This is a genomic window from Rugamonas sp. FW305-51 (assembly GCF_058786935.1).
Genome location: NZ_JBYSZG010000005.1, coordinates 160,459 through 173,210 on the forward strand (window position 1 = coordinate 160,459; position 12,752 = coordinate 173,210).

Sequence of the window (12,752 nt, forward strand, 5' to 3'; positions counted from 1 at the left end):
TTACTCAGTGTTGCCGGGCGTTTCGGCGCCGGGCTTGGGTTCGCCGCTCACGCCCTGCTCGGCCTTGACGTCTTCCACCGAGCGCAGCTCGGCGTCTTCCTTGGGCACCTTGGTCGTTTCCTTCTCGTGCGGGCGCTTGCCCAGCAGGTAGAAGTCGAGCGCCTTGCGCACGATGGGCGCGGCCACGCCGGCGCCGAAGCCGCCATTCTCCACCACCACCGCGATGGCGATGCGCGGCTTGTCGGCCGGCGCGAAGGCGGTGTAGAGCGCGTTGTCGCGCAGGCGTTCGGCGATCAGGTTGGCGTTGTACTTTTCGTTCTTCTTGATGGCGATCAGCTGCGCCGTGCCGGTCTTGCCGCCCGACGTGTAGCCGGCGCCGGCAAAGGCCTTGGCCGCCGTGCCGCCGATCGTCACGCCCACCATCGCGTTCTTGATGATGTCGACGTTTTCCTGCTTGAGCGCGATGCGGTAGCTTTCCTTGGGCACGGTCAGCTTGCGCGCGCGCGTGACGCCGTCCTCGATGATCTTGACCAGGTGCGGTTTCATCACCACGCCGTTGTTGGCCAGGTTGGCGATCGCATGCGCCATCTGCAGCGGCGTGTAGCTGTTAAAGCCGTTGCCGATGGCGACCGAGATGGTGTCGCCGCCGACCCACTTCTGGGCCGCCGCGTTCTTCTTGAAGCGGTTGCGCTTCCACTCCTTGGACGGCAGGATGCCGGTCTTCTCGTGTTCCAGGTCGATGCCGGTCAGCTCGCCGAAGCCGAACGGCTTCATGAAGTCGTGGATGGCGTCGATGCCCATGTCATTGCCAAGCATGTAGTAGTAGGTGTCGCACGATTCGACGATGGACTTGTACATGTCCACCGTGCCGTGGCCGCCCGGTTTATCGTCGCGGAACTTGTGGCCGCCCAGCGTGAACGAGCCGGGGTCGAAAATAGTCTGGCCCGGGGTGCGCTTGCCCAGCTCCAGCGCGGCCAGCGCCATGAAGGGCTTGAAGGTGGAGCCGGGCGGATAGGTGCCCGACAGCGGACGGTTGACCATCGGCTTGTCGAGCGAGGTGTTGAGGTCGGACCAGCTTTGCGCATCGATGCCGTCCACGAACAGGTTGGGGTCGTAGCCGGGGCGCGAGACATAGGCCAGGATATCGCCCGTCTCCGGCTCGATCGCCACCAGCGCGCCGCGCCACTCGCCGAACGCTTCCTCGATCACCTTCTGCAGTTCGATGTCGATCGACAGGATCAGGTTGTTGCCCGGCGCGGCGGCCGTGCGCGACAGGGTGCGGATGGCGCGCCCGCCGGCCGACACTTCCACTTCCTCGTAACCGGTGGTGCCGTGCAGCTGGCGCTCGTAGCTCTTTTCCAGCCCTTCCTTGCCGATATGGTCGGTGCCGTTGTAGTTGGCCGCGTCGTCCGTGTCCTCGATGGCCTTGGCCTCGGCCTGGTTGATGCGGCCGATAAAGCCGATCACGTGCGAGGCCAGCTCACCGAGCGGATACTGGCGGAACAGGCGGGCCTGGATCTCCACCCCGGGGAAGCGGAAACGCTGGGCCGAGAAGCGCGCCACTTCCTCGTCCGTCAGGCGGGTGCGCAGCGGCACGCTCTCGAAATTCTTCGATTCCTCCAGCAGCTTCCTGAAGCGCTTGCGGTCCTTGGCCTCGATCTGCACCAGCTTGGCCAGTTCGTCTATCGTCTCGTCGAGCGTCATGCGCAGCTTGGACGGCGTTACCTCCAGCGTGTAGGCCGAGTAGTTGCGGGCCAGGACCACGCCGTTGCGGTCCAGGATCAGGCCGCGATTGGGCTCGATCGGCACCACGGCGATGCGGTTCTCCTCCGCCTGCGCCGCGTAGTCGCTGTGCTTGACCACTTGCAGCCAGATGAAGCGCGCCAGCAGCAGGCCAAAGCAGACGAACACCATCAAGCCCAGCGCCGTCAGGCGCAGGCGGAACAGGTGCAGTTCGCGTTCCGTGTTCTTCAGTTCAGTCATGCGGGTAAATCGTTACCGTCAAAGGGGGCGGCGCTCAGATCGGCCGCGTGTGATCGCGGTCGACGGCGCGCCGCTGGGGCGCCAGCAGCAGCCAGGTGGCCAGCGGCCACAGGGCGACGGCCACCGCGCTTTCCAGGAAATAGAACCAGCCGGGGAACTTGCCCGACACGATGAAACGTATGCCCAGCTGCACCGACTGCGCCATCAGCAGCAGCGGGAACACGTGCATGGCCTGCGTCATGAGCGGGAACCACAGCACGCGCCGGTGCAGCATGATGGCGAAATAGGACAGCAGCGTATAGGCCAGCGCGTTCTCGCCCAGCAGCGTGGAGTCGTGCACGTCCATCAGCAGGCCGAGGAAGAAGGCGGTGCCGATGCCCACCTTGCGCGGCTGGTGCACGCCCCAGAACACCAGCACCAGCGCCACGAAGTCGGGCGTGCCGATGAAGTTCCCCCACGGCAGGAGGTTGAGCAGAAAGGCGCAGAACAGGCTGAAGGCGATGAACAGGGGGCTGACGGGCAGCAGGATGTAGTGGGGACGGCTCATCGCGCGGTCTCCTTCGGTTTGGGCTGGAGCGGTGCGGCCGGCGCGACGGCGGGCGTGGCGCCCTGGGTGGCGCCCGATTCCTTGACGGGGCCCATCTTGCCGGCGTGTTTCTTGAGCGGGCGCGCTTCTTCCTCGGGCGGACGGGGCGGCATGTCCGGTGGCGTCATCAGGATCAGCAACTGGGTGTGGTTGGCAATGCCGGCCAGCGGCTGGCACACGACGCCGCCGAACGAGCCGCCGGCGCTGTTTTCCACCTGGGTCACGCGGGCCACGGCCAGGCCGGCCGGGTACACGCCGTCCAGGCCGGAGGTCACCACCACGTCGTTGACCTGGATGTCGGCATTGGGCGCCGTGAAGCGCAGCTCCAGCGTGCCGGACTTGCCGCGGCCATAGGCCACGCTGCGCAAACCGGTGCGCAGCAGTTCGACGGGAATGGCTTGCTCCTTGTCGGTCAGCAGCGTGACCTCGGAGGTGAACGGGAACACGCGCGTGACCTGGCCCACCACGCCCAGATTGTCGATCACGGGCAGGCCCAGCGTGACACCCTGCTGGGTGCCCCGGTCCAGCACGATCTTGCGGCTGTTGGCGTCGCGCGCGTCGTACAGCACTTCGGCCAGCATGGACTTGACGGGCAGGCGCTGGCGCGCATCCATCAGCTTGCGCAGCTGGTTGTTTTCAGCGAACTGGAGCTGGGCCTGCTGCAGGGCCTGGGCGCTGGCGATCTGCTGGCGTTTCAGCTCACGGACCTGTTTTTCCAGCGACGACAGCGAAGAGAAGTAATCGCCCATGCCGTAGATGGCGTCGCGCGGCAGCAGCGCGGCCATTTGCAGCGGATAGAGCACGGTGCCGGCCACCTGGCGCACCGTGGCCAGGCTATGCATGCGCGAATCGATCAGCAACAGCGCGATCGAAATGCACGCGAACACCGTCATCTTGACGCGGGCCGGGGCGCCTTGCTTGAAAAGTGGCGGAGGACTGTATTCCATGACTTCCAATTATCCGGCGCTCGCGCGCCAACCAACCAACGGCCTGAGCCTGTCACCTCTTCCACCAGCCCGGGGCCGCCGGCGGCCCCGGGCCACGGCCTTATTCGTAGGAGAAGATGGAACCCAACTGGTCCATCCGCTCGAGCGCCATGCCCGAGCCGCGCACCACGCAGGTCAGCGGATCTTCGGCCACCAGCACCGGCAGGCCCGTCTCTTCCATCAGCAGGCGGTCCAGGTCGCGCAGCAGCGCGCCGCCGCCGGTCAGCATCATGCCTTTTTCGGCGATGTCGGCGCCCAGTTCCGGCGGGGTCTGTTCCAGCGCGTTCTTGACGGCCGAGACGATGTTGTTGAGCGGGTCGGTCAGCGCTTCCAGGATCTCGTTGGACGAGATGGTGAACGAACGGGGGATGCCTTCGGACAGGTTGCGGCCCTTGACTTCCATTTCCTTCACTTCCGAGCCAGGGAAGGCCGAACCGATGGCCTTCTTGATCGCTTCGGCCGTCTGTTCGCCGATCAGCATGCCGTAGTTGCGGCGGATGTAGTTGACGATGGCTTCATCGAACTTGTCGCCGCCCACGCGCACGGAACCCTTGTAGACCATGCCGCCCAGCGAGATGATGCCCACTTCCGTGGTGCCGCCGCCGATGTCGACCACCATCGAGCCGGTGGCGTCGGACACGGGCAGGCCGGCGCCGATGGCGGCTGCCATCGGTTCCTCGATCAGGTACACCTGCGAGGCGCCGGCGCCCAGCGCCGATTCGCGGATCGCGCGCCGTTCCACCTGGGTCGAGCCGCACGGCACGCAGATGATGATGCGCGGCGACGGGCGGAAGAATTTGGAATCGTGCACCATGCGGATGAACTGCTTGAGCATCTGTTCGGTGACGGTGAAGTCGGCGATCACGCCATCTTTCATCGGGCGGATCGCCTCGATGTTGCCGGGCACCTTGCCCAGCATCTGCTTGGCCTCCTTACCGACGGCCTGGATGGTCTTCTTGCCGTTCGGGCCGCCCTCCTGGCGGATCGCCACGACCGATGGTTCGTCCAGGACGATGCCCTGGCCGCGTACATAAATCAGGGTGTTGGCCGTGCCCAAGTCAATGGCCAGATCGGTGGAAATATACCTGCGTAAAAAACCAAACATGAGTATCCTGTGGCGCCTCAAAAGTGCGCGTAAGCCGTTATAGGGAGTATCCGAGCGGGCGCCGGCGGGGCGCTGCGCTGTCAGTTCAGACGCGGCGGCAGCTTCATTCGGCGCCGGCAACGCATCAACCCGCCATTCTACCTTATAATTTGAATGCGATTTGCCGAAAATCCAGTCAAAAGTGTATCCCTTCAGGCCGCGATTTAAGCGGCTTTCGGAAGCTTTTGGCGGCCGATTACCGTCAATTCAAGTTTTTTGTCAATATAACAATTAAACCGCGCGGCTCGCCCGCGCCTATCGCCATGTCCCTGACCCTATCCGACGTAAAACGCATCGCCCACCTGGCCCAACTCGAGATGAGCGAAGAGCAGTCCGCCACGGCGCTGGGCCAACTGAACGGCATCTTTGCGCTGGCCGAACAGATGCAGGCGGTCGACACCGACGGCGTCGCCCCGCTCAGCCATCCGCTGGCGGCCCACATGAACAACATCGCCCTGCGCCTGCGCGAAGACGCGGCCACCGAACCGAATCGCCGCGAGGCTTACCAGGCCGTGGCGCCCAAGACCGAGGACGGCCTGTACCTGGTGCCGAAAGTGATCGAATAAGCGGCTCCCGCGCCGCGCACCCACGTCCGAACAACCGCCGTACCGTCATGCCCGCGCAGGCGGGCATCCATCCTGAGCATGGGTCCCCGCTTGCGCGCGGACGACGTGCCCTGAATTGACTGAAACGCCATGCACACCAAAACCATTAAAGAGCTGTCCGCCCTGCTGCAGAGCAAGGCGATCTCCGCCACCGACCTGGCCAAGCACTTCCTCGACCGCATCGAAGCGAGCGACCTCAATGCCTTCCTGCACGTGGACCGCGCCCTGACGCTGGCCCAGGCGGCAGCGGCCGACGCGCGCATCGCCGCCGGCACCGCCACCGCGCTGACGGGCGTGCCGATCGCCCACAAGGACATCTTCGTCACGCGCGACTGGCGCTCGACGGCCGGCTCCAACATGCTGGCCAACTATGTGAGCCCGTTCAACGCCACCGTGGTGGAAAAACTGGGCGCGGCCGGCATGGTCACCCTGGGCAAGCTCAATTGCGACGAATTCGCCATGGGCTCGGCCAATGAAAACTCGGCCTTCGGCGCCGTGAAAAACCCGTGGGACAAGACGGCCGTGCCGGGCGGCTCCTCCGGTGGTTCGGCCGCCGCCGTGGCCGCGCGCCTGGCGCCAGGCGTGACGGGTACCGACACGGGCGGCTCGATCCGCCAGCCGGCCTCGTTCTGCGGCATTACCGGCATCAAGCCCACCTACGGCCGCGTGTCGCGCTTTGGCATGATCGCCTTCGCCTCCTCGCTCGACCAGGGCGGTCCGATGGCGCAGACGGCCGAGGACTGCGCCCTGCTGCTGTCGGCCATGGCCGGCTTCGACGAGCGCGACTCGACCAGCCTGACCCCGGAACAGGGCGGCGTGGACGAGGATTTCACGCGCGCACTGAACCAGCCGCTGACGGGCCTGCGCATCGGCGTACCCAAGGAATACTTCGGCGAAGGCCTGGCGGCCGACGTCGAACAGGCCGTGCGCGGCGCGCTCGAGCAGTTCGTCAAGCTGGGCGCCACGCTGGTCGACATCTCGCTGCCCAACACGGCGCTGTCTATCCCGGCCTACTACATGATCGCGCCGGCCGAAGCGTCGTCCAACCTGTCGCGCTTTGACGGCGTGCGCTACGGCCACCGCGCCGCCGGCTACAAGGACCTGCAGGACATGTACAAGAAGACCCGCGCCGAAGGCTTTGGCGCGGAAGTGAAGCGCCGCATCATGGTCGGCACCTACGTGCTGTGCCACGGCTACTACGACGCCTACTACCTCAAGGCGCAGAAGATCCGGCGCCTGATCGCGCAGGACTTCGAGGCCGTGCTCAATGGCCCGAACGCCGTGTGCGACGTCATCATGGGACCGGTGGCGCCAACCGTGGCCTGGGACCTGGGCGACAAGTCCGACGACCCGGTGGCCGCCTACCTGGCCGACATCTACACCCTGTCGACCAGCCTGGCCGGCCTGCCCGGCATGTCCATCCCCTGCGGCTTCGGCCAGGGCGAGAAGAACGGCAAGCGCCCGGTAGGCCTGCAGATCATCGGCAACTACTTCGGCGAAGCGAAGCTGCTGAACGTGGCGCACCAGTTCCAGCAAGCCACCGACTGGCACCTGCGCGCGCCGGCCGGCGTATAAGACACCCTATAACGAATACATCAGCGAGAACACCAATATGGAATGGGAAGTCGTCATCGGTCTTGAGAACCACGTGCAGCTCACGACCGAATCTAAAATTTTCAGCGGTTCGCCGATCAAGTTCGGCGCCGAACCGAACACCCAGGCCAGCCCCGTCGACCTGGCGCTGCCCGGCGTGCTGCCGGTGATGAACAAGCAGGCCGTGGACCGCGCGATCCGCTTCGGCCTGGCCGTGGGCGCCAAGGTGGCGCCGCAATCCATCTTCGCCCGCAAGAACTACTTCTACCCCGACCTGCCCAAGGGCTACCAGATCAGCCAGTTCGAGGACCCCGTGGTGCAGGGCGGCTCGCTCACCTTCGGCTACGAGAAGGACGGCGAATTCGTCACCAAGACCGTCAACCTGACGCGTGCCCACCTGGAAGAAGACGCCGGCAAGTCGCTGCACGAGGACTACCACGGCATGAGCGGCATCGACCTCAATCGCGCCGGCACGCCGCTGCTGGAGATCGTCTCCGAGCCGGAAATCCGCAGCGCCGCCGAAGCGGTGGCCTACGCCAAGGCGCTGCACTCGCTGGTGATGTGGCTGGGCGTTTGCGACGGCAACATGCAGGAAGGCTCGTTCCGCTGCGACGTGAACGTGTCCGTGCGTCCCAAGGGCCAGACCGAATTCGGCACCCGCTGCGAGATCAAGAACCTGAACTCGTTCCGCTTCATCGAGGAGGCCGTGCATGTGGAAGTGCGGCGCCAGATCGAACTGATCGAAGACGGCGGCAAGGTGCAGCAGGCGACCCGCCTGTACGACCCGGACCGCAAGGAAACGCGCGAAATGCGCAGCAAGGAAGATGCCCAGGACTACCGCTACTTCCCCGATCCGGACCTGCCGCCGCTGATGATCTCGGAAGAGTGGATCGCCCGCGTCAAGGCCACCATGCCGGAACTGCCGGGCGCCATGCGCGCGCGCTTCGTCAGCGAATACGCGCTGCCGGAATACGACGCGCTGGTACTGACCCAGTCGAAGGCAATGGCGAACTACTTCGTGGCCGTGGTCGAAGCGGCCGGCAAGGAGAACGCCAAGGCCGCCGCCAACTGGCTGATGGGCGACGTGTCGTCCACGCTGAACCGCGAGAACGTGGACATCGCCGACGCGCCCGTATCGCCGGCCCAACTGGCGCTCATGCTCAAGCGCATCGCCGATGGCACCATCTCCAACAAGATCGCCAAGGAAGTGTTCGCGGCCATGTGGGAAGCCAAGTCGGCCGACGCCAACCTGGTCGATGCCATCATCGAAGCGAAGGGCCTGAAGCAGATTTCGGACACGGGCGCGCTGGAAGCGATCGTCAACGAAGTACTGGCGGCGAACGCCAAATCGGTCGAGCAGTACCGCGCCGGCAAGGAAGCGGCCATCAATGCGCTGATCGGCCAGGCCATGAAAGCGTCGCGCGGCAAGGCCAACCCGGCCCAGCTGACCGAGCTGCTGAAAGCCAAGCTGGCCGGCTAAGCAGCGCCAGCAGCATGAAAAAAAGGACGCCGCGGCGTCCTTTTTTCTTTGGAACAGCACCTCCCAAAAATGGGGGGCGCAAAAATGGGGACGTACCCCATTTAGGAAAAAATGGGGTACGTCCCCATTTTTTTCTAGTGAGATGGGGACTGCGATTGGTCTTTTGGTGGCTGATCCTGTTCCAGCACGGCCAGCGCTTTTTCCGACCATTCGATCCAGAACGATTCGAGCATGATGCCGGCCGTAAGCACCAGGTGTTGCAGCTGGCGTTCACGTGACTGGCCTGCGCCGGAAAAGTCGTCCACTTCGATCTGCTGGTACAGCTCGCGCTGGCGCCGGTGCAGCTCCAGCCGGCGGGCGATGTCGCCCCGTAACGAGGTCGGTCCGATCACGGCTTCGGCCCGCAGCCGCAGCATCAGTTCGTCGCGCATGGGCTTGGGGTCGTGACTCTCGGCCGTCCAGCGCCGCAGTTCCTCGCTCCCGGCGGGCAGCACGCGGTACGCGCGCTTGCGCCCGCGCCCCGATTCCGGCTCCAGCGACACCACCCAGCCAGCCTGCTCCAGCCGCCCCAGCTCGCGATAGATCTGCTGATGCGTGGCGTGCCAGAAAAAGCCGATCGACTTGTCGAAACGGCGCGCCAATTCCACGCCGGAGCAAGGACGCTCCAGCAAGGCCGTGATCAAGGCATGGGGTAAGGACATGGTGTTCGCAGGCGTGGCCCGATGTGGCAAAGGCGACATTATCCCATGCCACCTGGCATCGCTGCAGAAGGCCTGTCCCTTCAACGCGGGATCAGGTGGCCGATCCACCTGCCCATCTGCGCGCCCAGGCTAAATCAGATCGTGGCCGCCAGCCGCACGCCCTGGTTGATGGCGCGCTTGGCGTCCAGTTCCGCCGCCACGTCCGCGCCGCCGATCAGGTGCGCGGCGCAACCGGCCGCTTGCAGCTGGTCGTACAGTTCGCGCAGCGGGTTCTGGCCGGCGCACAGGATCACGTTATCGACCGGCAGCACACGGTCTTCGCCGTCCACCGTCACGTGCAGGCCTTCGTCGTCGATCTTGCGGTAGCTGACGCCGGAGGCCATGGCCACCCGGCGCGCCTTCAAACCGGTGCGGTGGATCCAGCCGGTGGTCTTGCCCAGATTGGCGCCCACCTTGCTGTCCTTGCGCTGCAACAGGTAGACGCGGCGCGGCGACGCTTCCACGTCGGCCGCGCGCAGGCCGCCGGCGGCGCGGTAGGCCGTGTCGATGCCCCACTCGGCGTAGAACTTCTCCGGATGCAGGGTGGCGCTCTCGCCGCTGTGGGTCAGGAATTCGGCCACGTCGAAGCCGATGCCGCCGGCGCCGATAATGGCCACCGATTTGCCCACCGGCTTGCGCTCGCGCAGTACGTCCAGGTAGCCCATCACCTTGGGATGGTGCACGCCTTCGATGTCCGGCAGGCGCGGCGTGACGCCGGTGGCCACCACGATCTCATCGTAGCCGCCCTCCTTCAGCTGCTGCGCCGTGGCGCGCGTGTTGAGCTTGACCTGCACGCCGCGCAGCTCGATCTGCTTGCCGAAGTAGCGCAGCATCTCATGGAACTCTTCCTTGCCCGGCACTTGCTTGGCCACGTTCAGCTGGCCGCCGATTTCGCCGGCCGCCTCGAACAGTTCCACCGCGTGGCCACGCTCGGCGGCCGCCACGGCGAAGCTCAAGCCTGCCGGGCCGGCGCCCACCACGGCCACGCGCTTGCGCTTGGCCATGGGCGCGAACACCAGTTCCGTCTCGTGGCACGCGCGCGGGTTGACCAGGCAGGAGGTGATCTTGCCGCCGAACGTGTGGTCCAGGCAGGCCTGGTTGCAGCCGATGCAGGTGTTGATCTCGTCGGCGCGGCCCTGCTCGGCCTTCACGACGAACTCGGGGTCGGCCAGCAACGGACGGGCCATCGACACCATGTCGCTGCAGCCGTCGGCCAGCACCTGCTCGGCCACTTCCGGCGTGTTGATGCGGTTGGTGGCGATCAGCGGGATCTTCACGTGGCCGCGCAGTTGCTTGGTGACCCAGGCGAAGGCCGCCCGCGGCACCTTGGTGGCGATGGTGGGAATGCGCGCCTCGTGCCAGCCGATGCCGGTGTTGATGATGGTCGCCCCGGCCGCTTCGACAGCCTTGGCCAGCGCGATCACTTCATCGAGCGTGGAGCCGTCTTCCACCAGGTCCAGCATCGACAGGCGGTAGATGATGATGAAATTGGGGCCCACTTTTTCACGCGTGCGGCGCACGATCTCGACCGGGAAGCGCATGCGCTTCTCATAACTGCCGCCCCATTCATCGTCGCGCATGTTGGTGCGGGCGGCGATGAACTCGTTGATCAGGTAGCCCTCCGAGCCCATGATCTCCACGCCGTCGTAGCCGGCCGACTGGGCCAGGCCGGCGCAGCGCACGAAGTCTTCGATGGTCTGCTCGACTTCGTCGGTGGTCAGCGCGTGCGGCTCGAACGCGTTGATCGGCGCCTGCAGCGCGCTCGGGGCCACCAGGCCGCTCTGGTAGGAGTAACGGCCGAAGTGCAGGATCTGCATGGCGATCTTGCCGCCGGCCGCGTGCACGGCCGTGGTGACCTGGCGGTGGTGTTCGGCGTCGGCCTCGGTGGTCATCATGGAACCGCCGCGCATCGGGCGCCCCGCCTCATTGGGCGAAATGCCGCCCGTGACCATCAGGCCCACGCCGCCGCGCGCGCGTTCGGCGTAGAACGCGGCCATGCGGGCGAAACCGTTGGGCGCTTCTTCCAGGCCCACGTGCATGGAGCCCATCAGCACGCGGTTGCGCAGCGTGGTGAAGCCCAGGTCCAGTGGGGTCAACAGGTGTGGGTACGAGGTCATGCGGGTCTCCATTTATGCAATCAGTTGCACGATTGTAGGTGCGTTTTTTTATTTGCGCAACCAGTTGCATAAATGCTTGTATCTATCCTCTAAAAATTGGGGGATGGACTCCGGATTGCACATCGTGAAAACCGGAGTCCGTCCCCAATTTTCCGGGTCAGGCCGGCAAGCCGTGCGCGCCCATCCACTGCAGGATGGCGGCGAAGATCTGCTCGCGATTGAGCTCGTTGAAGTTCTCGTGGTAGTTCTGCGGGTAGCGGTGCAGTTCCAGCAGTTCCGGCTTGATGGTGCGCAGCATGGCCTCGCCCGCGTCGGCGTCGGCCAGGCGGTCGTCGCCGGCGATGACGGCGAACAGGGGGTAGCGCCAGGCCGGCATGTGCGGCGCCAGGCCGGCCTGCGCCTGGTTCAGTGCGTGGCCGAAGCGCACCGTCACTTCCGTCGCCCGTATGCCATCGCGCTCGTCGGCGTGGTGGCGGGCCGTGATGGTGGCGTCATGGGTCAGCACGTCCGTCAGCGCATCGAGCGGCACCTTCATGCGCGGCAGCAGCGCGGCCAGCGCGCCCGACAGCGCCAGCAGCAGCGGCGCCACCTTGATGGCGTTGACGTAGTACGGCGAGGACAGGATGAAGCCCTTGATGGCCGGATCGGCCGGGATGCGGTGCAGCGCCAGGTGGGTGGCGATCAGGCCGCCCATCGAGTGCCCCATGACGTAGATGGGCAAGCCCGGATAGTGCTGCTTGACCCAGGACAGCAGCAGTTCGCTCTCGTCGAGGAAGACGTGGAAGCCGGGAATGTCGACCCGGCGCGCCATTTCGTGGCCCACCATGTCGTAGCTGACGGTGGCGATGCCGTGGGCGCGGAAGTACAGGGCCGGGGTCACATAGTCGCCCGCATGGGCCATGCCGCCATGCAGCGCCACGATGACGGCGCGCGGCGCGGCTGGCTCCCAGATGTGGACCTGGCGCTCAGTCTGGCCGCCCACTGGCAGGCGGGCCAGTCTGTCTTCGGAAAATCGCATTGCTACACTCCAGTTATGCTTTTGGCAAAACCGTTAGCTTAACGTAATTTCCGGGGCGCGGCGAGGGCCCTGCGGCCGTTACGACACAACGCTGAGCGAAATGCCCATGTCCACCAACAGCCGCAAGTCCGACAGTTCGAAGTCGAGGCTGGGCATGACGGTTTCGCCGTCCGCGTGGCTGATGGCGATGCGCAGCTCGGCCGCCACGTCGGAGCGTTCGAAGTGGATGCCGCGCGCCGAGCATTCGGCCAGGTAGGAGCGGATCTGGCGCAGCAGCACGTCCGGATCCTGGTGGGTGGCCACGCCCAGGTAGAAGCCCGAATCGATGCGGACCCGGCCATCCGGACGGGGATCGCCCTTGCTCCAGGTATGGTCGGGCTCGGTCGGCAAGCCGTCGCGGATGTCCGCCAGGCCTTCTTCGTCGCCGTGTACTTTCAAGGTTGCGATGTTCATTATTCAGCCTTTAATTTCTCGGCCGGGGCCGATATCCAAAACGCCTG

The 12,752-nt window shown here is 65.4% G+C and carries 11 protein-coding genes; 3 read left to right on the forward strand and 8 right to left on the reverse strand.

Annotated elements, in window-relative coordinates:
- The 4 genes from mrdA to AC3WOS_RS05905 all read right to left on the reverse strand — a co-directional run bounded on the left by mrdA (position 1) and on the right by AC3WOS_RS05905 (position 4,660).
- Positions 1-1,983, reverse strand: a complete 1,983-nt coding sequence (gene mrdA / locus AC3WOS_RS05890; protein WP_492714930.1) for a penicillin-binding protein 2 — start codon at positions 1,981-1,983, stop codon at positions 1-3.
- 34 nt (positions 1,984-2,017) lie between these two features.
- Positions 2,018-2,530: a rod shape-determining protein MreD gene (gene mreD / locus AC3WOS_RS05895; protein WP_492714932.1), complete on the reverse strand. Its 513-nt coding sequence runs from the start codon at positions 2,528-2,530 to the stop codon at positions 2,018-2,020.
- Complete coding sequence (mreC, locus tag AC3WOS_RS05900) at positions 2,527-3,516, reverse strand: rod shape-determining protein MreC (RefSeq protein ID WP_492714933.1); 990 nt, start codon at positions 3,514-3,516, stop codon at positions 2,527-2,529. The genes mreD and mreC overlap by 4 nt, the downstream gene beginning before the upstream one ends.
- A gap of 100 nt (positions 3,517-3,616) precedes the next feature.
- Complete coding sequence (locus AC3WOS_RS05905) at positions 3,617-4,660, reverse strand: rod shape-determining protein (protein WP_008445008.1); 1,044 nt, start codon at positions 4,658-4,660, stop codon at positions 3,617-3,619.
- A gap of 302 nt (positions 4,661-4,962) precedes the next feature.
- On the opposite strand from AC3WOS_RS05905, the gene gatC reads away from it, so the two are divergent.
- The 3 genes from gatC (at position 4,963) to gatB (ending at position 8,377) form a co-directional block, all read left to right on the forward strand.
- The gene (gene gatC / locus AC3WOS_RS05910; RefSeq protein WP_492714934.1) at positions 4,963-5,265 is read left to right on the forward strand and encodes an Asp-tRNA(Asn)/Glu-tRNA(Gln) amidotransferase subunit GatC; all 303 of its coding nucleotides are present in this window, start codon (positions 4,963-4,965) and stop codon (positions 5,263-5,265) included.
- 129 nt (positions 5,266-5,394) lie between these two features.
- Positions 5,395-6,879 (forward strand): Asp-tRNA(Asn)/Glu-tRNA(Gln) amidotransferase subunit GatA, encoded by a 1,485-nt coding sequence (gene gatA / locus AC3WOS_RS05915; protein ID WP_492714935.1) that lies wholly within the window; start codon positions 5,395-5,397, stop codon positions 6,877-6,879.
- A gap of 19 nt (positions 6,880-6,898) precedes the next feature.
- Positions 6,899-8,377 (forward strand): Asp-tRNA(Asn)/Glu-tRNA(Gln) amidotransferase subunit GatB, encoded by a 1,479-nt coding sequence (gene gatB / locus AC3WOS_RS05920; protein WP_492714986.1) that lies wholly within the window; start codon positions 6,899-6,901, stop codon positions 8,375-8,377.
- 134 nt (positions 8,378-8,511) lie between these two features.
- Here the strand turns inward: gatB and AC3WOS_RS05925 are convergent, their stop codons facing one another.
- The 4 genes from AC3WOS_RS05925 to AC3WOS_RS05940 all read right to left on the reverse strand — a co-directional run bounded on the left by AC3WOS_RS05925 (position 8,512) and on the right by AC3WOS_RS05940 (position 12,705).
- Positions 8,512-9,078, reverse strand: coding sequence for a PadR family transcriptional regulator (locus tag AC3WOS_RS05925; protein ID WP_492714937.1), 567 nt, complete (start codon positions 9,076-9,078; stop codon positions 8,512-8,514).
- A 134-nt stretch (positions 9,079-9,212) separates the two neighbouring features.
- The gene (locus AC3WOS_RS05930) at positions 9,213-11,234 is read right to left on the reverse strand and encodes an oxidoreductase (RefSeq protein ID WP_492714938.1); all 2,022 of its coding nucleotides are present in this window, start codon (positions 11,232-11,234) and stop codon (positions 9,213-9,215) included.
- A gap of 157 nt (positions 11,235-11,391) precedes the next feature.
- Positions 11,392-12,252 carry an alpha/beta fold hydrolase gene (locus tag AC3WOS_RS05935; RefSeq protein ID WP_492714939.1) on the reverse strand — a complete coding sequence of 287 codons (861 nt, stop codon included), beginning with the start codon at positions 12,250-12,252 and terminating at the stop codon, positions 11,392-11,394.
- Between the two features lie 78 nt (positions 12,253-12,330).
- Complete coding sequence (locus tag AC3WOS_RS05940; protein ID WP_492714941.1) at positions 12,331-12,705, reverse strand: DUF4279 domain-containing protein; 375 nt, start codon at positions 12,703-12,705, stop codon at positions 12,331-12,333.
- Between the last annotated feature and the right edge of the window lie 47 nt (positions 12,706-12,752).